The organism is Labilibaculum antarcticum (assembly GCF_002356295.1).
Lineage (GTDB): Bacteria > Bacteroidota > Bacteroidia > Bacteroidales > Marinifilaceae > Labilibaculum > Labilibaculum antarcticum.
This window is the reverse complement of sequence record NZ_AP018042.1, coordinates 886008-908834: the sequence shown is the minus strand read 5'-3', so window position 1 is coordinate 908834 and position 22827 is coordinate 886008. Positions and strand designations below refer to the sequence as shown.

At 36.9% G+C, this 22827-nt stretch carries 26 protein-coding genes and 1 tRNA gene; 23 read left to right on the top strand and 4 right to left on the bottom strand.

Annotated features, from left to right (window positions below; translation table 11 throughout):
* Positions 1-59: 59 nt before the first annotated feature.
* The 3 genes from ALGA_RS03340 to ALGA_RS03330 all read left to right on the top strand — a co-directional run bounded on the left by ALGA_RS03340 (position 60) and on the right by ALGA_RS03330 (position 1638).
* Positions 60-704, top strand: a complete 645-nt coding sequence (locus ALGA_RS03340) for a recombinase family protein (RefSeq protein ID WP_096427985.1) — start codon at positions 60-62, stop codon at positions 702-704.
* A gap of 4 nt (positions 705-708) precedes the next feature.
* Entirely contained in the window at positions 709-1107 is a 399-nt protein-coding gene (locus ALGA_RS03335) for a hypothetical protein (protein ID WP_096427983.1), read from the top strand.
* Positions 1108-1191: 84 nt separating this feature from the next.
* A complete protein-coding gene (locus ALGA_RS03330) occupies positions 1192-1638 on the top strand; it encodes a hypothetical protein (protein ID WP_096427981.1) in 447 nt (148 codons plus the stop codon).
* A 211-nt stretch (positions 1639-1849) separates the two neighbouring features.
* Here the strand turns inward: ALGA_RS03330 and ALGA_RS03325 are convergent, their stop codons facing one another.
* The gene (locus ALGA_RS03325) at positions 1850-2527 is read right to left on the bottom strand and encodes a hypothetical protein (protein WP_096427979.1); all 678 of its coding nucleotides are present in this window, start codon (positions 2525-2527) and stop codon (positions 1850-1852) included.
* A gap of 409 nt (positions 2528-2936) precedes the next feature.
* Between ALGA_RS03325 and ALGA_RS03320 the strand changes: the two genes are divergently transcribed.
* The 13 genes from ALGA_RS03320 (at position 2937) to ALGA_RS03260 (ending at position 13268) form a co-directional block, all read left to right on the top strand.
* Positions 2937-3512, top strand: coding sequence for a hypothetical protein (locus ALGA_RS03320; protein WP_096427977.1), 576 nt, complete (start codon positions 2937-2939; stop codon positions 3510-3512).
* Between the two features lies 1 nt (position 3513).
* Entirely contained in the window at positions 3514-5664 is a 2151-nt protein-coding gene (locus tag ALGA_RS03315) for a hypothetical protein (protein ID WP_145957563.1), read from the top strand.
* A 33-nt stretch (positions 5665-5697) separates the two neighbouring features.
* Positions 5698-6198 (top strand): hypothetical protein, encoded by a 501-nt coding sequence (locus ALGA_RS03310; RefSeq protein WP_096427974.1) that lies wholly within the window; start codon positions 5698-5700, stop codon positions 6196-6198.
* 63 nt (positions 6199-6261) lie between these two features.
* The gene (locus tag ALGA_RS03305) at positions 6262-6858 is read left to right on the top strand and encodes a hypothetical protein (RefSeq protein WP_096427972.1); all 597 of its coding nucleotides are present in this window, start codon (positions 6262-6264) and stop codon (positions 6856-6858) included.
* A gap of 7 nt (positions 6859-6865) precedes the next feature.
* Positions 6866-7195 carry a hypothetical protein gene (locus ALGA_RS03300; protein WP_096427970.1) on the top strand — a complete coding sequence of 110 codons (330 nt, stop codon included), beginning with the start codon at positions 6866-6868 and terminating at the stop codon, positions 7193-7195.
* A 4-nt stretch (positions 7196-7199) separates the two neighbouring features.
* Complete coding sequence (locus tag ALGA_RS03295) at positions 7200-7529, top strand: hypothetical protein (RefSeq protein WP_096427969.1); 330 nt, start codon at positions 7200-7202, stop codon at positions 7527-7529.
* 1 nt (position 7530) lies between these two features.
* On the top strand, positions 7531-7713 hold the full coding sequence (locus ALGA_RS03290) for a hypothetical protein (protein WP_096427967.1): 183 nt from the start codon (positions 7531-7533) through the stop codon (positions 7711-7713).
* Complete coding sequence (locus tag ALGA_RS03285; RefSeq protein ID WP_096427965.1) at positions 7707-8264, top strand: hypothetical protein; 558 nt, start codon at positions 7707-7709, stop codon at positions 8262-8264. The genes ALGA_RS03290 and ALGA_RS03285 overlap by 7 nt, the downstream gene beginning before the upstream one ends.
* Before the next feature lie 3 nt (positions 8265-8267).
* A complete protein-coding gene (locus ALGA_RS03280) occupies positions 8268-8885 on the top strand; it encodes a glycoside hydrolase family 108 protein (protein WP_096427963.1) in 618 nt (205 codons plus the stop codon).
* On the top strand, positions 8882-9277 hold the full coding sequence (locus ALGA_RS03275) for a hypothetical protein (protein ID WP_096427961.1): 396 nt from the start codon (positions 8882-8884) through the stop codon (positions 9275-9277). The genes ALGA_RS03280 and ALGA_RS03275 overlap by 4 nt, the downstream gene beginning before the upstream one ends.
* Before the next feature lie 84 nt (positions 9278-9361).
* Positions 9362-9604, top strand: a complete 243-nt coding sequence (locus tag ALGA_RS03270) for a hypothetical protein (protein ID WP_096427959.1) — start codon at positions 9362-9364, stop codon at positions 9602-9604.
* A gap of 3 nt (positions 9605-9607) precedes the next feature.
* On the top strand, positions 9608-11446 hold the full coding sequence (locus ALGA_RS03265; protein ID WP_096427957.1) for a zincin-like metallopeptidase domain-containing protein: 1839 nt from the start codon (positions 9608-9610) through the stop codon (positions 11444-11446).
* On the top strand, positions 11433-13268 hold the full coding sequence (locus ALGA_RS03260) for a hypothetical protein (RefSeq protein ID WP_096427956.1): 1836 nt from the start codon (positions 11433-11435) through the stop codon (positions 13266-13268). The genes ALGA_RS03265 and ALGA_RS03260 overlap by 14 nt, the downstream gene beginning before the upstream one ends.
* Before the next feature lie 222 nt (positions 13269-13490).
* Here the strand turns inward: ALGA_RS03260 and ALGA_RS03255 are convergent, their stop codons facing one another.
* Complete coding sequence (locus tag ALGA_RS03255) at positions 13491-14687, bottom strand: site-specific integrase (RefSeq protein ID WP_096427955.1); 1197 nt, start codon at positions 14685-14687, stop codon at positions 13491-13493.
* 151 nt (positions 14688-14838) lie between these two features.
* A tRNA-Pro gene (locus ALGA_RS03250) sits at positions 14839-14914 on the bottom strand.
* A gap of 177 nt (positions 14915-15091) precedes the next feature.
* Here ALGA_RS03250 and trxB point away from each other — a divergent pair.
* Positions 15092-16084, top strand: coding sequence for a thioredoxin-disulfide reductase (trxB, locus tag ALGA_RS03245; protein WP_096427953.1), 993 nt, complete (start codon positions 15092-15094; stop codon positions 16082-16084).
* Between the two features lie 109 nt (positions 16085-16193).
* Here the strand turns inward: trxB and ALGA_RS03240 are convergent, their stop codons facing one another.
* Complete coding sequence (locus ALGA_RS03240; protein WP_096427951.1) at positions 16194-17444, bottom strand: aminotransferase class I/II-fold pyridoxal phosphate-dependent enzyme; 1251 nt, start codon at positions 17442-17444, stop codon at positions 16194-16196.
* A 171-nt stretch (positions 17445-17615) separates the two neighbouring features.
* Between ALGA_RS03240 and ALGA_RS03235 the strand changes: the two genes are divergently transcribed.
* From ALGA_RS03235 to recN, 6 genes are all read left to right on the top strand, one after another.
* Positions 17616-18419, top strand: a complete 804-nt coding sequence (locus tag ALGA_RS03235; protein WP_096433368.1) for an outer membrane protein assembly factor BamD — start codon at positions 17616-17618, stop codon at positions 18417-18419.
* Positions 18420-18442: 23 nt separating this feature from the next.
* Complete coding sequence (locus tag ALGA_RS03230; RefSeq protein WP_096427949.1) at positions 18443-18778, top strand: DNA-directed RNA polymerase subunit omega; 336 nt, start codon at positions 18443-18445, stop codon at positions 18776-18778.
* A 64-nt stretch (positions 18779-18842) separates the two neighbouring features.
* On the top strand, positions 18843-19400 hold the full coding sequence (locus tag ALGA_RS23330; RefSeq protein ID WP_231706049.1) for a flavoprotein: 558 nt from the start codon (positions 18843-18845) through the stop codon (positions 19398-19400).
* A 14-nt stretch (positions 19401-19414) separates the two neighbouring features.
* Positions 19415-20047: a phosphopantothenoylcysteine decarboxylase gene (locus ALGA_RS23325; RefSeq protein ID WP_317044272.1), complete on the top strand. Its 633-nt coding sequence runs from the start codon at positions 19415-19417 to the stop codon at positions 20045-20047.
* Between the two features lie 59 nt (positions 20048-20106).
* Positions 20107-21009, top strand: coding sequence for a type IX secretion system protein PorD (gene porD / locus ALGA_RS03220; protein WP_096427947.1), 903 nt, complete (start codon positions 20107-20109; stop codon positions 21007-21009).
* Between the two features lie 60 nt (positions 21010-21069).
* Complete coding sequence (gene recN, locus ALGA_RS03215; RefSeq protein WP_096427945.1) at positions 21070-22725, top strand: DNA repair protein RecN; 1656 nt, start codon at positions 21070-21072, stop codon at positions 22723-22725.
* The last annotated feature ends 102 nt before the right edge of the window (positions 22726-22827 follow it).

Here is a 22827-nt window from a genome sequence, read left to right as displayed (position 1 = left end):
AAAAAGAGACGGTTTTGAACCCACCCCAAATTTGAACCCAAAAAACAGAAAGATTCATCATGAAAAACAAAATATACAAATATGCTAGAGTTTCAACCGTAGAGCAAAACGAATCCAGACAGACGGAAGGATTAAGCGAGGGTGAAGGTGAAATGATAGTAGATAAAATTTCCGGAAAAATTGCATTCGAAAAAAGAACGGGTGGAGCAAAAATTATAAAAGAGGTAAAAGCTGGTTTAGTTTCAGATTTGATAGTTTATGATATTGATAGGCTTGGACGTGACACAATCAATATATTACAAACTCTAGAATTCATGAAAGAATATGAAGTTTGTGTTACAGTTCACCAACTAGGAGTGAAAAGCATAACGGACGGAAAAATAAGTCCAGCCTTTGACTTAATCACGACCGTAATGGCAAAGTTGGCACAAATGGAAATTGAAAGAAGTAAAGAAAGACAACTAGAAGGAATTGAGGCGGAAAGAAAAAAAGACGAAAACAGAGCTTTTAAAGATAAAGCTTATAAAGGTCGAAAAGCAGGATCAAAAAATAAAGGAAGTAAAGATTTAGTTGAAAAATACCCAGACGTAAAGGCTTGTTTAGATAGCGGTATGAGTATTGGTAAAACAGTAATAGCAACCAAAATATGCGAAAGTACAGTTAAGAGAATTAGAAAGGAATATTTTAAACAATTTAAAAATTAATGAAATGATTATAAAAAAAGGAGATATCCTATATCAAGCTTGGATAAATGTTGAGTCGGATTTAAAAGAAAAATCAACCGTCGAATTTTCTGAATATCATGTAACAACAGTAAACAAAACAGGAATTCACTTAAGACAAAAGTGTTATTCTACATATGGAAAACTATCTAAAAAGAATGGTGATTTTGGGTGGTTGCCACTTTCCTCATACGCTCGAGAGTATTGTGTTCATAAATTCAAAGACCAAGAGGATTTTGATAAAAATGGTCAGGGCAAATTTTTCAAATCTAAATCCGGAGCTTATCGTGGAGTATTGGCAGAGGCGAAAAAATATAAAAAAGATGCTTCAAGAATATTAACACAAGTTGAAAAGGCAATTGATAAACACACCAAAAAGAAGTGATAGCCAAAAGCAAAACAAGTATTGAGGCAAACAGTGCAAAATGTAATAATTGCAAAGTCCGGCTGGATTGGAGTAAGATTGAAAATGATAAAAAAAGCAACTGATATGAATCGAACAAGCATAATTGAGCATTATAAAAATTTTCATGGCATTTTGGAAATGACCGAAGATTGTCAAATCGATATTGACTGGGCGGAAGCATTACTTGAGGATTCCTGTAACGGCTTACCGTTACAAGAAAACAGAAAAAAATGTCCTGCATGTGGTCAAATGTTCACTGCTAGAAATAAGCAACAGGAATTTTGCAATGGAAATTGTCGGGTCCGTTTTCATCGGGTAAATACCCAATTGCAAAAATTCAATCAAAAAGTAAAAACTATTTTGAGAAATGAAAAATTCTTAGTCGAACAAATAATTACCAGTGAGGGCAAATGTCCGTTTGTTGTTTACTGCAATGGAGAAAAATACCAATCAGATAGTACAAAGAGCTTATTGAATCAAATTAAAAATAAAAACCCTATTAAATCATAATGTGATTATTGAATATTTTTTTATACATTTGATTTTAAACCTCATATAGAATATACTAAAACTACATACTAAAAACTGAAAAAAAGCCTGATACTTATTAAGTGTTAGGCTTTTTGATTATTTATAACAGATTAAACAGGCTTAACCAAACACCCCCGTAAACCATTAGATTTACGGGGGTGTTTCGGGTTTTAGTCCAGTCTTAAACGGTTTAGATATCGTCTTTTTCATCTGGTTGAGACATGTAGGCATGAAGCGAAGTAAATATTCCCATTTGCTCTTCGTGTGATTTTGCGAATAACACATACAACATTTGGCACAAGTAGCCCTGTGCATCGGGTTGCATTCTTCGGATTGCATCAATAATTTGTCTTTCCTGAACATTGAATTCATCCACGCCATTTAGTCCAGTTTTAGGGCTGGGAATCATACTACTGGCAAGAGTTCCCAATACGCTTTGAATTGCTGGCATTTGACTAATTGCCTGAACCGTTTCCTTGGTTGTGCTGGTGTTGGCTTGGGCTATATCCTTGGAATGTTTCTCCATAAGATCAGTAATTTTGTCTTTCAGCTTTTCAATAGTGAATTCACTTTTTAAGTTTTCGTTCTCCAAAGCTCTTATTTTGTCCCCGTACTCGCTTCTTAGGTTTAGAATGGTGTTGAAATTCTCCTTTTCTATGGCTCTTAGCTCGTTTATCCCTGTTTTTTCCATGTTTTGCTCTTTTTGCTCATTTTCTTCATAAACAGGTTTAAACCCGTTTAATTCATCTTTTTCTTTTTCCGTTACTCTTTTGCGTCTTGCCCTGCCTGCACAGCTTGCAGAGCAATACTTGCTGTCAGCACGTCTGTTTCTAATGGGTTTTAAACATACCTCACATTTTCTGGTCATAGTCCTGTCTGTTTACTGGTTTTTATATAGGTTAAAATGCTTTTAATCAAAGCTTTGTTTGTGATAAGTGGCTTGTTTTTCATAAAAGACAGGTTTAAACCCCTTTAGTAACCGGTTTATTTTTGGTTAAAAATCTAAAAATCAATTGTTTGCAAAATTTATTTTAGTCATTTTCTGCTTAGACCTGTTTAAACCCGTTTAAAGACAGGTTTAATCCCTATTAAACAATTGATAATCAAGCATTTTACCTGTGTCTGAAAATTAGCCATGTCTTATGGGGGTAAAAGTAGGACAAAAAGCAAGCTGTTTGGTGTTCCAAAGTGTTTCAAGATGTTCCAAAATGTCTCAAAGTGTCTCAGTCAGAGGATTTTATGCCTTTGAGGTGGTTTAATGTTCCTATGTTTGAGGCATGAAAACAGGACACATAATACTCATAGGTGGTGTCGTAACCGCTTTAGTTTTTAAAGACAAGATTATCCCTTACGTAAGTAGTAAGGCAGGTGAGATTGAAGATAAAGCAATAGCATACCTAACCAATAAAATAAATATCCAACCCAGCGGACTGCCAAAAGTCGGGGTGAATTTTGTAAAAGGGGCGGTAACCCTTGGCGGAGTTATTGATTTGACATCTAAGACAGGGTTTACTGCAACTTTAAACACCTACCAGATTAAGCTTGTTCTGGAAAAAGGAGCTCAAAAAATCATACTTGCGAGCACACCGATTCAAAACCCCAATAAGGTGATTGTAGGAAATACCAAAACCCCTTTAAAGTACAGTTTTGCAATTCCCTTGGAGAGTATTTCAAAAATCATGGATACCAAGGATGTTGAAGGTTTTCAGCTGAACATGTATGTGGATCATTTAAAGGTGAATAGTGTGGATGTTCCCAGCACAAAAATAGATATAAGCAGAACTTGGCAAGATATGGCCAAAACCATCAAAAACCCTGCTTCTTTGATTACTGACATTTATAATGGGTTATAAAATGGAAACCGTTTCAAGAACTACAAACGAAAGGGGAAATGTAGCTTTCCGTACCTCAAAAAATGAGATTGTAAACCAAGGCGAAAGGGTTATAAAATCAGGCGTTGAGTACAATCATTTGATTAATACTAGCGATGTAAAATTTACCAGCACATTTACTGAAGGGACGGTAGATGATACCGTTTCCATCATGTGCGAAATCATCAGGAATCACCACGGGCAGGTAAAGGAATTAGCCAATTTTTTAAAAAAAGACAGTGAGATAGCCACTAAGCGGGCGATTTGGAATTTTGTTTTTAATCATATCCAATACAAAAGGGATTCTCCAACAGTTGAGCAATTGAGCACACCTGCGAGAATATGGCTAAACAGATCAATACCAAACACGCCTACTGATTGCGATGATCATTCGATTTTTGTCGGCTCACTTCTTTACTGCCTTGGTATTCCTTTTTGCATTCGCATAGCTGGTTACGGTGGCAAAGGCTATTCTCATGTCTATGTTGTTGCTGGTTCTGTTTGTATCGATACGGTTTTGCACAAATTCAATTGTGAAGCCGAGTACACATCTAAAAAAGATACAAAAATGATGAAAATTGAAACTTTAGCGGGTCACGATACAGGGGCGGTTAATGGTTTGGATGCTTTACAATCTTTACATGACAGCGGGGAATTGTATGATGCTGAAATGGAGCAAATAGAGCGATCTGAACAAATCAACGGGGTTGGTGACAACGAATTATTTGATGCCGAAAAAACCCTAAGAAGGATGAGTAAAACCCAGCTGGAAACAACTCTTCGAGAGTATATTCTAGAGCCTGAAAAATACCATGCTTTGGGATTTGGGAAGAAGTATTGGGAGTACATGCAAAAGGCTTACGATGCACTTTGTCAGAATGAAAGCCTTGAAGGTATTGTTATAAAGCTTTCAGATGGAGCAGACTGGGAACGTGCCAATTTATCGCCACTTAACGGTTACAATACTGCAAGCGGGGAAACAATTGGACTACTGGGTGCACTGGAAGGATTTTTCAAGAAGCTGGTTAAGAAAGTTAAAAATGTTGCCAAAGGAGCTGTGAAAATAGCGGGTAAGGCAGTTAAAGCAATTGGAAGCGTATTCAAAAAAGTTGGTTTGTTTTTGCAGAAAATCAATCCTATAAATATTGCTATTCGTGCCGTTTTACGTGGCATGATCAAAAACAACAAAAAAGGCTTAGCTATTAAAATGGGCTACGGTCTTTTAACTGAAGCGCAAGCAAAAAGCCTAGGTGTAAACCTTGAAGAATGGAAAGAAGCTCGAAAAGCTTACGTGAAATTCGCAAAGAAATACAAGTTCCTTGGCGGGAAAGAAAGCAAGTTAAGAGAGGTTTTGCATGATGGCTGGCAAAAGGCAGCTAAAAAATCAAATCTACCAACTGTAAATTTATTAGGTGGTCTTGGTCTTTTTGGGAGAAGAAAAAGAAAGAAAAGAGCAAAAGCAAGAGCGAAAAAAGCAAAACAGGCAGGGAGAACAGTAATTAAGCCAAAATCATTTAAGGAAATGATTGCTCTAAAGGCTAAAATGAAAGCAGGTCAAGCCCCAGTGAAAGAAGAGCCAAAAATGTCAGCTGAGGAAAAAGAGCGTATTGATTTTTTAAAATTGGTTCACGCTGATGAAGCAAAAGAGGCAGGTTTGGGAGTTGTTGCCACTGGCACAGCCGTAATCTTGGGTAAAGTTGCTTTGATTCTTGCACCTATTTTGAAGATTTTGAAAAAGCTGGGTTTGGGTAAAGTAATCACCAAGCTAAAGGAAAAGCACATTGAAAATCTTTCTGCAAAAATCACCAATGAGTTAGACCCTGTTGCCAAACAAAAGCTGATTGACAGAAAGCAAAAAGCTGAAAACAATTTGGCAATTTTTAACAGTGTTGCAAAAAAGCCAGCATTACCACCTTCTAATCCAGAATTACCATCACCAAGAAACATTACGGAATCTCAGGTTTTGCCAGACGGTTCATATCCGTACAATCCTGAAATGACAAACACAAGTCCAATGATGGCGCAAAAGCCACAACAGGCAGGATTTGGTACAATTGGCATTGTAATGATGGCTTTGGTTGGCGGAGGTCTTTTGCTTGCGAATTCAGGCAAAAAGGAGAAAGCAAAAAAATAATTAACGGAGTAAAATCAATCTAAAAAAAAGGAAATGAAAAACCAAAGTAAAACCATCACAACGGGTGTGGAAGTTTTAAAAACTGTTACAGGGGTAGTCGTTGGGCGTTATGCAACTATTATGGGTGGTAACGTATTGAAAATCGCTGAAGAAGCAGACCCAAAGAAAGCGAAAATGAAAAAACTTGCCGTTGGTGGTGGAGTCTTAGCCATTGGCACAATTGGAGCTATTAAAGCACCCAACCAATTCAAAAGCGTTTTTGCTGGTATTGCAACCGCTGGGGCACTTGCAATAGCCACACCATTTGCAACCGATGATAAAGGTTTTATTCCTGCTCTTCACGGTTCATTAGGTACAGCAACGATTGAGGATGAAGATGATGAAAGAATCCTTATGGAATTAAACTCGCCTTATTCTGAATTGTTAGATCAGGAGGAACAAGAAGAGGAAGAAAATGATTCTTATTATCGATCAGGTCGTCGGGTGTCGGGTGTTGATACCGATTTTGAGGAAATGAATAACGAAATGAACTAAGCTAAATAGTTCAAATACAATTAATTAAACTGAGTTTAGTCACAAGAAAAAAATATAATAATTATGAAATCTATTGTAAGCACATTAGCCGAAAAACAAGCCATTAGAGCATTAGTAGCAGGAAGCTCAAAAACAACTTCAATTAAGGCAGAAACAGCCCGAATTGAAAAGGATGTTATTTACATGCGTAAAGCCATGAAAGGAAGTACTGGAATCATCCAGATTTTAAAATCAGAAGATCGTCAAATGGATGGTGTTCGAAATATCGATTCAGGTCGTTTGACTGGAAACACCGCATTTGTTGTGACTGGCATTTTAATTTCTACGGCAATGTTTGCTAGTGTAATCAAAAGTGAGAATGAAATCCAGCAAGCGGAATTTGTGGTTGGTGCTGAAAATAATGTTCCTTTTCACAATAGTGAATTGTCTTTGAAAGTTGGTGGAGAGGAAAAAGTAAAAGCGGTTTTACGCCACTTGGTTCCTCATATTTCAGGTGATGATAACACCTTGGATATGGCTTACGAAGTGAGTCCGTTCATTATTGCACCGAATCAAACCATTCTTCCTGAATTAAAAGTTTTTGCAGACCCAGCAGGATTAAACGAAGATTTAGTTTTGGAAATCGCTTTGGTTGGTTACAAAGTAACTCAAAACAACTAATCGGTAAATGCGAAGATTCGTTTACAACATTAATAAGAAATCGACAGACGTAAGCACCACATTTAACGATGTGGTGACGTTTGACGATCACAACCGTGTGTTGGCGGTTGCGTGGGTGGGTAGCCACGGAAATAATTTAGACCTAGCGATAAAATCGCATGATGGCAGAGTTCCCTTTATTGATCAGGTTTCAGTTGAATATTTTAAACTTGGTTCAGGCAGGGAGGAGATGTTGTTAAATCAGGATATTTCAAACAATCAAATCAGGGTTGTTGGAGCGTTTCAAACAGGGGCGGACATCAACGGTTCTTTAGTATTCACAGTAGAAAAAGTTTAGTTGTATGAGGCTATTTGTCGATGTACAAAAAGTTTCGGAAGCTGGTCGCAGGGTTACAGTCAGTGTGCCAGCTTCCAAGGCTTTAGTACTTACTAATAAAACAAAAGCACCCATTTTAATTTTTCATGAACAGGGTGCAAAGGTTGGCTATCCTTTAGAGATTCAGGAGAGCTTGGAAGTGGAGACAGTAACAGAAACCTGTGATTTTTTTGTGGAATTACTGGATACTGAAATCGAAGAAAACGAGGGTTTATTCATCGTTTCACAAACAGAAATGATGGAGGGAACTGCAACTACAAATAACATAGTAATTAACCAACAAAAAACTACTTAAGATGCCTGATAAAGAAACATTCAATGCAAAGGAAAAAGCGGAGGTTTTAAAGTCTTTTGGTGAAACCCTAGACGATAGATCTTTGCGAATACTTAAAGCCTTAAAATCGGAGTTTGGGAACAATCCAAAGAAAGACCTGAACATGATGTTAGATAAGGCTTATTCATACCGTGGCCTATGTTAGGAGTCCACGGAATTGCTTCGATTAAAAAGGTGCAAGCTGGTACACGGGTGTATCAAGACCTAAACCAGCAAAGTAAAAATGTGACCAATATCGCAATGGGAATCGGAGCAATTGCGGTTTTATTTGTTGGTTACAAACTCGTTTCGGGTGTTGGGGATGCTTTTAAATTCGCAACGGGTCAGCAGTGGAGTGAGGAACGCAAAGCCGAGGAAAGCCGAGACAAAGCCGTTTTACAGCAACATTTGGATAAGGAGGCCGAAACATCGACCCTGACAGGGGATGAAGCCCAGAATTTAGCGACTAGTTTTTACAATGCCTTTTTAAATACCCAGCCTGAATGGTCAAGTAATCTTTGGGATGAAGGAACGGACGAAAATTCAATTTATGAAGCTTTGAAAGTTTTGAAAAACAGGGCGGATTGGTTGCAGGTTTCCATCAAGTACGGAATGCCAAGGCGCAGAAGTTTAGCCAGTGAATTAAACTATGAGTTGTCGGCTGGGGAGATGGGAAAAGCAAGGGCAATTCTTGCTAAAATCAATGTGAAAATCTAAACTATGGCAAACTTTATTAAAAGTTACACGATAACGGAAAAAATGGAGGGCGGCTATTCGAACAATCCAAACGATAAGGGAAAAGAAACTTATTGCGGAATATCGAGAGTCGCCTTTCCTGATTGGAAGGGCTGGGCGTTTATAGACAAGCAAGCCCACCCGATACAGAACAATGCAAAGTTTTCCTTCCTAAGCAAGGATGTAGAACAGTTTTACAGGACTGAATTTTGGAAGAAATTAAGCTGTGGTTTAATGACTCAGGATGTAGCGAACCAGCTTTACGACTATGCAGTGAATTCAGGTAAAATAAGAGCCGTTAAAAGCTTGCAAACAGTTTTAAACAGCAAAGGTGCTTTTCTTGATGTGGATGGGTTAATAGGGCTTAAAACATTGAATGCTTTGAAACGCTTTGATTCCTCAGACATCGCAAAAGCTTTGTTTGTTGAGCGGGAAAATTTCATAAACAAACTAATCGTTTCACAGCCTTATTTTAGGCGGGCTTGGTTGAATCGCTTAAGTTACTTACGATCATTTTTAACTGTTCAAAATACAATGTTTCCTGTTCTTATTGTTGGCTCATTTGCCTTGTTTTTTTTTTTAACTAAAAACAATACGAAATGAGTGGGACATCAGAAATAACGGGCTTTTTCTCTAAAGAACACAAACTTTTGGTTTTCCTTATTTGCTTGTGTTTGTATGGTCTTTGGACTGTGCACACTCAACAGCAGGAAATGCTATCAGAAATTAAATTAATCAATTATCGACTGGATGGAGGAAAAAAGAGAGCCGATACGGACAAAATGGCTAAAAGCGACCTTTCAGGATGTGAAAGGAAATCCAAGTTTCAAAAGGCAGATTACCCTATTCTTGGTGCTTTTTATCGTCGTTGGTGTAATGTGCAGAATACCGATCGAATACATTCAGCAAATGGTAATACTGGCCTGTGCTTTTATTGGCTCAGTAGCTTCGGAGCAATTTACCAGCACTACACCGAAAGCAATGTAATCAACTAATAAAAACAACACTCCATAAGCCTTACAATGACGGGTGTCAGAGTGTTGTTTTTTTATTCACGAAACTATTAAAAATACTTACAGATGTTACGAAAGAAAATCACAATACTATCAGCCATTCTACTATTTACAACGGGTTTAGGTTTTGGCATGGCCATAGGCTATAAGTATGGAAAAAAAGAGATTCCAGCCCAAAGCACAAGCATTCAAATAAAGGATATCAAAACCAAGAAAGGCGGACATATCGAAATTGAAACCAAAACTGATCAAGATCAGAAAAACAACAAAAAGGAAGAGGAAAAAGGATTTTTTAACCGTTTATTTTAAGCTATGATTGGATATTTTGAGAAAATAAAGGAGGAGAAAAGGACGGTTAAAACAAGAGTGAAAAAGACTGTAAAGACTACCGTAAAAAAAGCAAAATTGAAAGTAAGCGAAATCCTGAAAGGTTTGTTTGATTTCTCTCTGGATGGTTGGAAAGATGACAAAGAAAAATTTCGATTGGAATTGATCAATGACATCAAAACATTCTTGTTTACCAAATGGGAAAAGCCTTGGATTGCTGGGCTGATCTTTGATGAAGAGGGCAAAATATTAAGCGGGTTTAGGAATATTTCAGGGCGACTCTACAAGAACAGTATTAATCTGTTATCAATGGAGCGAAACGCAGGGAAAAGCCCGTTTTTTATTACTATTTCAGCCCTTTTAAAACAGGGCGGGAAATTGATTGATAAAACCCGTGTAATTTCTGTTTTGTCATACATTCCCATGTTTAAAGATAAGGAGAGTAAAACACCCAGACGGCCTGACTGGATGCTTCCAAAGTTACACCTTGCGGTTAATGTGGATTTTTGTGAGGGAATTAAAAAGCCAATCATTAAAGAGATTGAATTTAAAAACCATGAGTTAAACCAGTATGTAGAAAGTTTCCTTAAAGAGCTGGTTAAAAGGAAACGGGTTCCCAAAATATTTAATGATCAGGCAGATCGATGCTTTTACCGTCATGGTAAATTTGATTATTCGATTGAGGATATCCACATGGTTGATTTTAAGCAATTCCACCAAATAGAGGAATACTATTCAACTCTTTTTCATGAAATCACCCACAGTACACAAAACCCAGCACGTTTAGGACGTGGAAAGCTGGGAATTAGTGCCTCTCTGGATTATGCCAATGAGGAATTGGTTGCAGAAATGGGCGCAATGATTCTTTGTACTGAATTGGGTTTGAAGTACAACCGACAAAATGGAATTACCTATTTGAAAGGCTGGTTAAGTAATGCAAAAGGGGATGTAGATAAAAACCTTTTGGAAGCTTACGGTTATGCTTGTGATAGTGCAGAGTATTTGTTAGAAGGAATTGATCTTGCAAAATTAGTTCCTGACTCTATGAGTAAAAGAGCTGAACAAACCTCGCCCGAAAAACAGCTAATTAGCCAGGAAACAAAGAGTCGAAAAATAGTTCCAAAAAGAAAGGGTAAAGCACCTATAAAACAGGAGGTGAAGAGTAAAAAACAAAGCAAGCCAAAAGAACAGTTATCACTTTTTGGACATGACAGCAAGGTAATTCACCTAGACAAATGGAAACCAAACACCCACATAACCAAGTTGAAAACTGATTTAGGGCTTTTTCTTGGTGGTTATGAAAGGAATCAATACGCTTTAGTCTTAAGAGGTGAAAAGGGAGCTGGGAAAACCAGATTTCTATGTCAGGCAATTAATCTGTTTGCCAACCAAAATTTAAAATGTTTGTTCTTGTCTCTGGAAGTATCGCCACAAAGCGAGCTTTTCGGAACCTACTCAGCCTACATTAATGCCAACAATAAAAAAAGAGTAGATGTTAGTTCTCAAAATTCCCTTGCAGAGCTGGAAAGCTACGCAAAGAAATATGATGTGATTGCAATTGATAGTTGGGGCAAATTAAAGGGGATTTCTCAGGAAACATTCGGACAGCTTTTAGTAAAATATCCAAAAGTTGTCTGGTTGGTAATTTTCCAGAGTACAACGGCTGGAACTGCAAGGGGTGGAATCATGTCGGAGTATGACGGTTCTATTGTGGTGCAGATTGAAAAAGGTGGTTTTGCAGTGTGTGAAAAAAACCGATACAATTCATGTGATTTAGTTTATAACGTATTTGATAAAAAATTAGTGAAAAATGAGAATATCTAAACCATCTACGAAAGGAGAATCAAGCTATGAAATTTTTCAAAACATAGCACTTCGGAACCAAGCCTCTGAAAAACTAGAAGACGGACAGGAGGTAAAAGTATTGGATGCAAGCGGTGACCCAGCCATAAAAAGCGGTTGGGCTATCTATAAATTCAGTAAGGAAAGCAATTTGTTTGATCTACTGGAAAAGCAGGAACAACCGATAATTCCTGCACCAACGGTGATTAATACCGATGAGTTTACCATCTTCAAAACGGAAAACGATAAACTAGTAGTTCCTGAGGTGATGATTGGAACCAGAGTTGATATGCGTATTCTGGAAGATTTTGACTTTTCTTTGACTTACGATGGAAAAGACATGCAATTGGTTCCCTTTGGTGGAGTAAGAACAATTCCGATAATGTATGGAGGAATTAAACGGTTTTTAACCATTAGCAATCAGAGATTATCATTTGCATTTTTTGATAACAGAGGAAAAGGAAAAAGAGTTAACTGGGTAGTGAATGCAAATGTTTCTGATACAAATTTACCAGTTACCACCAATGTATTAGGCTTTATTGACTCAGGGGAAACGGTACCTGTAAAGCCAAATTCAAGTGATGTTCAATTACAAATCATGCAGGTATCTGTTTTGGTTCCAGTGGACGGTTCAGCCCCAAAACCTGAAAGTTTTGTCATTCATAAGTACTGGAAAAAAGCACTTGCACCCGCAGAGGAAAGGATAAAACCAACAGCATCGGAAGCGGTTGGAATTGACAATTACACCATTGAGAAAAACGGGGAAGTACTTACTGTTCCAGCCTCATTGAATCCGATTAGGCACAATTACACCATTCGAAAAAACTTTCAGCTTGACTTAAATTTTGATGATAAGAATTTTATTCGTGTAACACCGAGGGGTGCAGATGAAAACGGCTTTCTTCAAATTCCGATTGAAATTTCCAGTACAGGGGCTATTTATGCTCTTCAGCTAGGAACGGTTGATTTGCCGGTTAGTGCTTTTACCGGTTCGCCTGAAATGGTTCATTTCGGTATAATGGCAAAGGTTGAAAGTGATCAGGCTCCTAAAGTGGCTTGCGAATACATTGTAGAAGCAGACGGCTCACCCATTAAACTGCAACCAAAACAAACCGATTTACAAATATGTATTGCTCAGGTCAGAGCAAAACTACCAGTAAACACAGACGGATGGAGAGAGGAATTTGTAACGATGTGGAGGTATTGGGAAACGGCATTGCTTGAAACATTTGGTGAAACCCCTGTTGACGGTTACGGGGCTGAATACATAGAGAATAATGGTCTAAAGCAAATTACCTCAATTGGGGCAATGACTCCGAACTATTACAATTTAAGATATTTGCAGGATTTCGACTTTGATTTTAAAATCAGCTACAACAAAACAAACAACGATCTTAACTTTGTTGGTATTCCTATTGGTGGAGACCGAACAATCAAGATCACAAGAGCAATCGGAGACGGTAATGCAGACGGTACGGTATTGCCAAAAGAAACGCTTTTCGGAAGCATTAAAACTTTCAGCGGTACAAGAAACAACCCCGAAAAAGGCAAGTATTTATATCTTCATCTTAGAACGAATATGAATACAATTGAAGCAATTCAAAACGTTGATATTTTAATCTCTACGATTCCTCAAATCAAACCGCAAAACAATTATATGGTAACTTATGGAGTGTTTAAGATTTACATTCCTACCGATGAAGAGCAATTTGATTACGGCAAAGTGTTTATCTACAAATATTGGAAAAATGCTTTGGTCTCGTTTGATGAATTAATGCAAGATTATAAGGAAAGAAATCCTTAAACGATAAAAGAGAGCTGAACGGCTCTCTTTTTTTTTGTAAGTTTAATTGTTTTATTTGTATGGTGATCTTAAGGTATGTAATGAATATGAAAAAGACTAAAAAGAAAATTTTCGTGCAATTAATCCGCATTTATTGGATAAGCTTTGGGAGGCTTTTATATCCAATATCTCAAAGTGATGAATCTGAAATAGATAAAGAGGAAAAATAAAAGAAGTTCTAGCTTATTCTTTATTTTGATTTAGTAAGTCAAGTACTTTTCTATTTAAATCATCAACCAGCTCATTATCGTAATCAAAATAAGTATCGGTAACCGTTGTTTTGCCGTGGCCAAGAGCCTGAGCAATTACTGGTTTTCCTGCTCCAATTGGTTTTTTAGCTGCTATTCCTGCCCAAGAGTGGCGAGCGTGGTACATTTTAAGATCAGGAACTTTGATTGTTTCATGTTTACCCAGTTCTTTTAGGTGTTTATTCATTTGTTTGGTAAGGTTCCTTGCATTTGCATATCGTTCCTGATAAATCAAAAAAGAATCTTCTCCTTTTCTTCGCTCAATAATTTCCATTGCTTCAGGTTCTACCTTTATAGAGTAGGCCTTTTGAGTTTTATTCCGATCGTAATCTATTCTTCCGTCAATAATATCAACAATATCGAAAATGTCAGAATTGTTCATGCCAATTAGGTAAAAAGATAGCATGAAGAAATCGCGAGCCAAAGCAATGTATTTATTGTCGGTCTGAAAATCCCGAATCAATTTAATTTTGTCAGCTGGTAGTCGTAAGTTTCGTGGTTTGCTTTCTGCAAACTCAAATTTCCTAAAAGGATATGTTTCTTGTCCGATAATCTCATCAAAATCAATAGCTCTATTAAATACAGCTCGAATATTTCTAAGATCAATATTTGCTGTTGCTGCACTTGCTTTTTCTTGTCTGTGTTCTTTGTATCGATTAAGCCATGCTTTTGTAATATCATCGAAGAAAAGTAAATCGGCATCGGCGTACTCTTGTAATTTTACTAGAGTAGTTTTATATTTTTCTTTTGTATTGTTGTTTTTTATTGTGGAAGTGTAATTTTCTAGATATTCCAGAAAATTAATTGATGCATGTTGTTGTTTTCCACCGTTTTTAATGTAGTCTGCTATTTGTGAAGCACTCATAAAATCAACTCTTCTACGCTCTTCTAATTCTGCTATGAAATCATTAGCATAGAATAAAAGAGCCGCTAATTTGTTGTTGGCAATTCTGATATTTTCAATGTCAGGACAGCCTCTTTTTATACGTCCATTGTCCCAATATTTCTCTGGGATTGAAAAGTTTCCACTTAAATAAGATGTTTTAGTTTTGTGAGAAATTGCTAACTTTATCGGAAAAGTACCGTCTTTCTTAGCTTTTCGGTTGTCTAGGATCAATTTTGCAGTAGCCATATTCGGTGTTTTTTTTTGCAAGTTTTTTGCAAGTTTTTACACTTTTAAAGCTACAAAAAGCATCTTAAACCGCAATATACAAGTGAAAATAAAGCAAAATAAAAGCGGTTACTGGAGGTGTAACCGCTTAATAATCATTGTCTTTACATTGTCGGGGCGAGAAGATTCGAACTTCCGACCCCACGCCCCCCAGACGTGTACTCTAAACCTGGCTGAGCTACGCCCCGATATTGCGACAGTAAATATAGTTTATGCAAAACAATTGTCAAAATGAAAAGAGCTGAAAGATTCGAGTAAATTGATGTTAAGATCTATTAACTCTATTAATAAACACTTGTAGTTATTTAGATATTTTGTAGATTTGCTACTCGAAATCTTATTTAGAAACAGAATAATTAACACATATGGAATTTAAGTCATTGAATTTGAAGGATAAAAATCCTGCTACACCTGAGGGGGAAGTGGAAAAAGTAAAATGTCTGATTGTTGGGTCTGGTCCTGCCGGGTATACTGCAGCAATTTACGCAGCAAGAGCAAATTTAAGTCCAGTGTTAATAGAAGGTTTGCAACCTGGAGGACAATTGACTACGACTACCGAAGTTGATAATTTTCCTGGGTATGCCGATGGAGTTACTGGCCCGGCTATGATGGCTGACTTAAAAAAGCAAGCGGAGCGATTTGGTACAGATTGTCGCTGGGGACTTGTTTCTTCAGTTGATTTTTCTGAATATCCATACAAAGTAATTGTTGATGAGAAAAAAGTAATTGTTGCTGAGTCGGTTATTCTGGCAACAGGAGCAACAGCTAAATATTTAGGATTCCCAACCGAAGAAAAGTACATGGGCTCGGGCGTTTCTGCTTGTGCTACTTGTGATGGTTTCTTTTACCGCGGATTAGATGTTGCCGTAGTAGGTGGTGGTGATACCGCTGCCGAAGAAGCAACCTATTTGGCTGGCTTGGCTAAGAAAGTATACTTAATTGTACGTAAAGATTATTTAAGAGCTTCTAAGGCCATGCAGGATCGTGTAGCCCGAACCAAAAATATCGAAGTTTTGTACGAACACAATACCAAAGAGCTTTATGGCGATGGTGTAGTGCAGGGGGCTAAGTTGATTAAGAGAATGGGAGAGGCCGACGAAACAGAGGTAGACATCAAAATTGATGGTTACTTTTTAGCAATCGGACACACACCTAATTCAAAAATATTCAGCGAATATGTGAAAACAGATGAGCAGGGTTATGTATTAACAGAGCCGGATACTACCAAAACGAATGTTCCTGGTGTATTTGCTGCAGGCGATTTAAAAGATCCTCATTACCGTCAGGCAATTACTTCTGCCGGTTCAGGCTGTATGGCTGCTATGGATGCTGAAAGATTCCTTTCCGAAAGAGAATAAGAAGTAATTTCAATATATTAATTGCCCGGCTAAATTCTAGTCGGGTATTTTTTTGCACAAAAAAAACGACATCCTTTCGAATGTCGTTTTGATTGTATTGTTTAGAATACTATTGATTGAAAATATCAGCAAATTTATCATTGCTGTATTTGCCATCGGTTAATTTCTTCGAAACTTCTTTAAATGCGTTAACAGTATACTCAACATCTTCTAAAGTGTGCATTGCAGTAGGAATCAATCTAAGTAGCAATTGTCCTTTAGGAATTACCGGGTAAACCACGATAGAACAGAAAATATTGTAATTCTCTCTTAAATCCATAGTTACCTGAGTTCCTTCGGCAACACTACCCGATAAGTAAACAGGAGTTACAGGAGATTCTGTTACACCAATGTTTAGTCCGGCTTTAGTTAAACCTTCTTGCAAAGCCTTAGTTACACTCCAAAGATCCTCACGCAATTTAGGGGAATTTTGAAGTAACTCCAAACGCTTCAATGATCCTTCTACGATAGGCATTGGCAATGATTTCGCGAAAATTTGAGATCTCATTGTATATCTTAGGTAAGTACCAACTTCTTCACTGCAAGCGATAAAAGCTCCGATACCAGCCATTGCTTTTGCAAAAGTACTAAAGTGTAAATCTACTTTGTCTTCAACACCGAAATGCTCGATTGTACCAGCACCGGTTTTTCCCATTACACCAAATCCGTGTGCATCATCAACTAATAAACGGAAGTTGAAATTGTCTTTAAGAGCACAAATCTCATCCAATTTACCAAGGTCACCAGCCATTCCGAATACACCCTCAGTAATAAGAAGAATTCCACCGCCGGTTTTTTCAGTCCATTTGGTAGCTCTTTCCAATTGCTTGGTAAGATTTTCCATGTCGTTGTGTGGATAAACGAAACGTTTTCCAGCATGAAGTCTCAAACCATCCATGATACATGCATGCGATTCCGAATCGTAAACAATAACATCATGACGGTTTACCATAGCATCAATGATTGACACCATTCCCTGGTATCCAAAATTCAATAGGAAAGCATCTGGCTTTTTAACGAAATCGGCCAATTTAGCTTCCAACTCTTCATGACGACTTGTTTGACCAGACATCATACGAGCTCCCATTGGATAGGCTAATCCCCATCTTGCAGATGCTTCAGCATCTTCTTTTCTTACTTCTGGGTGATTTGCTAATCCGATATAGTTGTTTAAACTCCATGTTAAAACTTCTTTTCCACGAAATTTCATTCTTGATCCGATTTCGCCTTCCAATTTAGGAAATGCAAAATATCCATGAGCTTGCTTAGCGTATTGCCCTAGGTTTCCTTTTTTTGAGGTAACTTTGTCAAATATATCCACAGTGTATGCTTTATTTTTTGAAATGTTTTAAATGCAATTGTGCAAAAGTAATGTTTTTTGGAATTTTAGCAATAAATTATAAAGAATTGTATAATATGAGTAGAAAGTATCCTATTTTTCGCTCGAAATCCATATATTTGCAAAATGCAAAAAAATAGAGTAGCTATACCTATGAAGAAAATTGTTTATGTTTTTTTATTGTTTGCCTTTGTTTTAGGTGGATGCAGCGAATATCAAAAGCTATTGAAAAGTAACGATAATCCTTTGAAATACAAGAAGGCTATTGAATACTACAATTCGGAAGACTATGTGAAAGCTGCAACTCTTTTTGAGGAGTTGTTACCAATTTATCGTGGAACGAGTAAGGCGGAAACAATTAGTTACTATATTTCGTACTGCTCCTATGGATCTGGAGATTATATCGGAGCTGGATATTATTTCAGAAATTTTCTGAAAACTTTTCCTGATAGCCCATACTCAGAAGAGAGTTTGTATATGAGTGCTTATTGTTACTTTTTGGAATCTCCTAAACCGAGATTAGACCAAACGTCAACCAAAGATGCGATTGACGCTTTGCAATTATACATCAATCGTTATCCGAATTCAACCAGAATTCCAAAATGTAATGATTATATTGATGAAATGCAGGATAAGTTGGTGTATAAATCTTACTTAAGCGCAAGAAACTATTACGACAGAGAACATTTTCCTGCAGCAATTATTTCTTTGCAGAATAGTATTAAAGATTACCCGGGCTCATCATATCGTGAAGATTTAATGTTTATGTTGTTGGAATCACGTTACGAACTGGCATTTAAAAGTGTTGCAGATAAACAACGAGAAAGATATAATCTCGCAAAAGAAGAATATTTTTCTTTTGTAGATGAATTCCCTGAAAGTAAGTACCAAAAGCGTGCTGAAAAAATGATTGAAGGCATGGAAGCCTACTTGAGTAAGTTTAATACGAATAATTAAAATAGATCTAATTCTTTTATAGTATGGATTACAAAAAAACAAATGCAGCAAGTTCTACAATTACCCGTAACATGACTGAGTTAAGTGCGGAAGTAGGTAATGTTTACGAATCTGTAGTGATTATGGCAAAGCGTTCTAATCAGATTGCTGTTGAACTGAAAAGTGAACTGAATAAGAAGTTGCAGGAGTTTGCATCTTATACAGATAACTTGGAAGAGGTTTTTGAAAATCGTGAACAGATTGAAATCTCCAAATATTACGAGAGATTACCAAAACCATCTTTAATTGCAGTAGAGGAATTTATTAATGGAGAAATCTATTACAGAAATCCTGCGAAAGAGGCAAAAACAGAAGATTAATTGCTAAATAGTTTATTAGTTCCCTTTGTTACAAAAGGGAACTTTTTATTTTTAAGTTTAGTTTATGTTAAAAGATAAAAATATTATTCTTGGAGTCACTGCAAGTATTGCTGCTTATAAAGCCGCTACTTTAGTGCGTTTGTTAGTAAAAGAAGGAGCAAATGTAAAAGTAATCATGACTACCTATGCAAAGGAGTTTATCTCTCCGGTAACCATGGCTACACTATCCAAGAATACCGTTTTATCTGATTTCTTTAAACATGATGATGGAACATGGAATAGTCATGTAGATCTTGGCATTTGGGCCGATTTATTGGTTATTGCTCCAACTACAGCGAATACAATGGCCAAAATGGCTCATGGTATTTGTGACAATCTACTTTTAACCACTTATCTTTCTGCGAAGTGTCCTGTTATGCATGCACCTGCAATGGATCTGGATATGTTTAAACATCCGGCAACAATACGAAATATGGATATTTTGAGATCCTATGGCGATTTGTTTATTGAACCATCAAGTGGTGAGCTGGCTAGTGGACTTCACGGAAAAGGAAGAATGGAAGAGCCGGATTTAATTGTGAAGGAAATCATCGGTTTTTTTGAATCTAAAAAAAAAAACTAACGAATAAAAGGGTTCTGATTACCACAGGGCCAACCTACGAGAAGATTGATCCTGTTCGTTTTATCGGTAATTTTTCATCTGGGAAAATGGGCTTTTCGATAGCCGAAGAGTTAGCCTCACAAGGTGCTCAGGTTGTTTTGATAAGCGGACCTACTTCTTTAAGTACTCAAAATCCAAATATTGAACGTATTGATGTTGTTTCCGCTCAGGAAATGTACGAGGCATCGCTACTGCATTTCCCAGCTTGCGATGGTGGAATTATGACCGCAGCAGTGGCCGATTTCACACCGGTAATCACTGAAGATAAGAAGGTGAAACGAGGCAAGGAGAACTATTCCATCGAGCTAACTCCTACAAAAGATATTGCAGCGTCTCTTGGTGCAATTAAAACTACCAATCAATTTTTAGTGGGTTTTGCATTGGAAACGAACAACGAAGAATCCAATGCAAAATTAAAACTAGCAACGAAGAATCTGGATTTTATCGTTTTAAATTCTTTAAATGATAAAGGGGCCGGATTTCAGTATGATACCAATAAAATTACCTTGATTAATAAGCTTGGAGAGTGCAAGAAATTCGAATTAAAAAGCAAAACAGAGGTTGCGAAAGATATCGTTTCTGAATTGATTGCATATTATGAAGAATAAAAGTTGGTTCACTTCCGTTTAAATTTTTAACTTTAGCTGTTAAATTTTGAAATCTAATTATGCGAAAACTCTTCATATTACTATTTGCTTTTTTTATTTCTATTCCGTTATTTTCTCAGGAGTTGAGATGCAATGTGCAAATTGTAAGTCAGCAAATTCAAGGAACCAATAAGCAGGTTTTTAGAACCCTTCAAAGTTCGGTATATGAGTTCATGAATACCAAACGATGGACAGATCATGTTTATACTTACGATGAAAGAATTGAATGTACAATTCTAATTAATCTAACCAGCCAGTTATCATCTGATGAATTTAAAGGAACCGTTCAAGTTCAGGTAAGCAGACCAATATACAATTCATCTTACAATAGTGTATTGCTAAATTTAAAAGATGATGATGTACAGTTTAAATATGTAGAGTATGAAGCTATAGAGTTTAACGAGGCGACTACACCTTCAAGTTTAACTGCATTGTTATCGTATTATGCCTATATAATTTTAGGTTTGGATTACGATACCTATTCCATGGATGGTGGGAGTGTTTACTTTGCCAAGGCCGAAGAGATTGTGAATAAAATGCAGAATTCCAATGTAAAAGGTTGGAAAGCATTCGAAAGCAGAAAAAACAGATATTGGTTAGTCGAGAATATATTGAATAATGCCTATAGTCCCGTTCGTGAGTGTCTTTATCGTTATCACAGGTTAGGATTGGATAATATGGCCGAACGTTTAACGGAATCGAGAGCTGAAATTGCTGAGAGTTTACGTTTGCTTCAGAAAGCATATCGAGCAAAGCCAGGATCTTTTATTCTTCAAATATTTTTTGATGCAAAAGCCGATGAGCTGGTGAATATTTTTTCTGAATCCTTTACGGATGAAAAGAAAAGAGTTTATAATATTCTAAGTGAAATCGATCCTGCAAATATTTCAAAATACAATAAAATAATAGGGCAAAAGGAGTAATGATTCTATTTTGGAATAAATTCGTTTTGACAACTTACCAATATCATTTTATAGATACCTATGCTTCAATCCATATCCATTCAGAATTATGCTTTAATTACTAAGTTAGATATTGAATTCTCAGATGGGTTTTCAGTTATAACAGGTGAAACTGGTTCTGGTAAATCAATTTTGTTAGGAGCCTTGTCCTTAGTTTTAGGCCAAAGGGCGGAGGTGAATGTTCTTAAAGATAAAGGACAGAAGTGCATTATTGAAACCTCATTTTCTATTGCCAGATATAAATTGAAACAGTTTTTCGACGACAATGAATTGGAATATGAGGAGGATACCTTATTGCGAAGAGAGATTCTTCCTAATGGTAAAAGTCGGGCTTTTATAAACGATTCTCCTGTTAGCGCGAAACTTTTAAAAGAATTAGGCTTTCGCCTGATTGATGTGCATAGTCAAAATCAGAACTTAATAATTGGAAGTTTCGAGTATCAGGTCGGTATTGTTGATACTTATGCTGGAAACGTTTCGATCTTAAAAAAATATCAGGAATGCTTCGATCAATTTCAGAAGCTAAAGCAAGAACTTCGTAAGCAAGAAGAAATAGCGGCTAAGGAAAAGGCTGATCTGGATTATTATCAGTTTCAGTTAGAGCAATTGACCGATGCAAAATTAATTGCAGGAGAACAAACTGAAATGGAGGCAGAATTGGCAAAATTAACTCATGCTGAGGAGATTAAGTCGGCTTTGGTGAAAGCGTATGGAAATCTTTCAGAAGGAGAATTTCCTATTGTTACTCAACTGAAAGAGGCACGAAATGCCATTGCTCAAATTCAAAACGTATACCCCGATGCTCAGAGTTTCTTTGAACGTTTAGAGAGTGCATATATCGAATTGCAGGATCTGGCGGAGGAATTGGATCGAAGTAACGAATCGGTGGATTTAGATCCTTCAAGAATTGAGTTTTTGAATCAGAAATTAGATGCAATCTATTCTTTGCAACAGAAGCATCACGTGAATTCGGTGGAGGAATTGATTGATATTCGAGAAGAATTGACCCGGAAAGTAGATAAAATTGTTTGTGGAGACGATTTTATTGAAGATTTGAAGAAGCAATTAAAACAGAAGGAAGAATTGCTCCTTGGTTCAGCCGAAAAGCTTACAAATAGTAGGTTGAAGGTGATTCCAGCTATTGAGAAAACAATCGTATCTCAGCTGGTGCAGCTCGGTATTCCTAATGCAAATTTTAAAATTGACACACAGATTAGAGAAGATTTTCAGTATTACGGGCGCGATTATTTAGCTTTTCTGTTCAGTGCGAATAAGAATGGACAGATAGAGGAAGTGCAGAAGGTTGCTTCAGGGGGAGAGTTGTCTCGATTAATGTTGAGTATCAAGTATTTAATCTCGTCATCGACCGCTTTGCCATCCATCGTTTTTGATGAAATTGATACGGGTGTTTCCGGTGAAATTGCAGCTAAAATGGGAACCATGATGAATAAAATGGCAGAAAATATTCAGGTAATCAGTATCACTCACCTTCCTCAGATAGCAGGAAAGGGAAAGAATCACTACAAGGTTTATAAGGCAGATGATGAGCTTGAAACCTACTCAAACATTGTACTTCTGGATCAACAAAGCCGAATAGAAGAGCTTGCTAAAATGCTTAGCGGGGCAGATCTTACTCAGGCAGCCTTGGATAATGCTAAAGTGTTGCTAGGTAATTGATTGAATCTCTAAAAAACGCATTAAAGAATTTATTCAGTCTTAATTAATGATCCTATTTAGGATCATTCTTAATTTAATGTGTTATATTTGAAGCTGAAAAAA

What these genes read in the sequence shown, in the direction of transcription:
- ALGA_RS03340 (WP_096427985.1), top strand. Translation starts at nt 60, where the DNA reads ATGAAAAACAAAATATACAAATATGCTAGAGTTTCAACCGTAGAGCAA.
- ALGA_RS03335 (WP_096427983.1), top strand. Translation starts at nt 709, where the DNA reads ATGATTATAAAAAAAGGAGATATCCTATATCAAGCTTGGATAAATGTT.
- ALGA_RS03330 (WP_096427981.1), top strand. Translation starts at nt 1,192, where the DNA reads ATGATAAAAAAAGCAACTGATATGAATCGAACAAGCATAATTGAGCAT.
- ALGA_RS03325 (WP_096427979.1), bottom strand. Translation starts at nt 2,527, where the DNA reads ATGACCAGAAAATGTGAGGTATGTTTAAAACCCATTAGAAACAGACGT.
- ALGA_RS03320 (WP_096427977.1), top strand. Translation starts at nt 2,937, where the DNA reads ATGAAAACAGGACACATAATACTCATAGGTGGTGTCGTAACCGCTTTA.
- ALGA_RS03315 (WP_145957563.1), top strand. Translation starts at nt 3,514, where the DNA reads ATGGAAACCGTTTCAAGAACTACAAACGAAAGGGGAAATGTAGCTTTC.
- ALGA_RS03310 (WP_096427974.1), top strand. Translation starts at nt 5,698, where the DNA reads ATGAAAAACCAAAGTAAAACCATCACAACGGGTGTGGAAGTTTTAAAA.
- ALGA_RS03305 (WP_096427972.1), top strand. Translation starts at nt 6,262, where the DNA reads ATGAAATCTATTGTAAGCACATTAGCCGAAAAACAAGCCATTAGAGCA.
- ALGA_RS03300 (WP_096427970.1), top strand. Translation starts at nt 6,866, where the DNA reads ATGCGAAGATTCGTTTACAACATTAATAAGAAATCGACAGACGTAAGC.
- ALGA_RS03295 (WP_096427969.1), top strand. Translation starts at nt 7,200, where the DNA reads ATGAGGCTATTTGTCGATGTACAAAAAGTTTCGGAAGCTGGTCGCAGG.
- ALGA_RS03290 (WP_096427967.1), top strand. Translation starts at nt 7,531, where the DNA reads ATGCCTGATAAAGAAACATTCAATGCAAAGGAAAAAGCGGAGGTTTTA.
- ALGA_RS03285 (WP_096427965.1), top strand. Translation starts at nt 7,707, where the DNA reads ATGTTAGGAGTCCACGGAATTGCTTCGATTAAAAAGGTGCAAGCTGGT.
- ALGA_RS03280 (WP_096427963.1), top strand. Translation starts at nt 8,268, where the DNA reads ATGGCAAACTTTATTAAAAGTTACACGATAACGGAAAAAATGGAGGGC.
- ALGA_RS03275 (WP_096427961.1), top strand. Translation starts at nt 8,882, where the DNA reads ATGAGTGGGACATCAGAAATAACGGGCTTTTTCTCTAAAGAACACAAA.
- ALGA_RS03270 (WP_096427959.1), top strand. Translation starts at nt 9,362, where the DNA reads ATGTTACGAAAGAAAATCACAATACTATCAGCCATTCTACTATTTACA.
- ALGA_RS03265 (WP_096427957.1), top strand. Translation starts at nt 9,608, where the DNA reads ATGATTGGATATTTTGAGAAAATAAAGGAGGAGAAAAGGACGGTTAAA.
- ALGA_RS03260 (WP_096427956.1), top strand. Translation starts at nt 11,433, where the DNA reads ATGAGAATATCTAAACCATCTACGAAAGGAGAATCAAGCTATGAAATT.
- ALGA_RS03255 (WP_096427955.1), bottom strand. Translation starts at nt 14,687, where the DNA reads ATGGCTACTGCAAAATTGATCCTAGACAACCGAAAAGCTAAGAAAGAC.
- trxB (WP_096427953.1), top strand. Translation starts at nt 15,092, where the DNA reads ATGGAATTTAAGTCATTGAATTTGAAGGATAAAAATCCTGCTACACCT.
- ALGA_RS03235 (WP_096433368.1), top strand. Translation starts at nt 17,616, where the DNA reads ATGAAGAAAATTGTTTATGTTTTTTTATTGTTTGCCTTTGTTTTAGGT.
- ALGA_RS03230 (WP_096427949.1), top strand. Translation starts at nt 18,443, where the DNA reads ATGGATTACAAAAAAACAAATGCAGCAAGTTCTACAATTACCCGTAAC.
- ALGA_RS23330 (WP_231706049.1), top strand. Translation starts at nt 18,843, where the DNA reads ATGTTAAAAGATAAAAATATTATTCTTGGAGTCACTGCAAGTATTGCT.
- porD (WP_096427947.1), top strand. Translation starts at nt 20,107, where the DNA reads ATGCGAAAACTCTTCATATTACTATTTGCTTTTTTTATTTCTATTCCG.
- recN (WP_096427945.1), top strand. Translation starts at nt 21,070, where the DNA reads ATGCTTCAATCCATATCCATTCAGAATTATGCTTTAATTACTAAGTTA.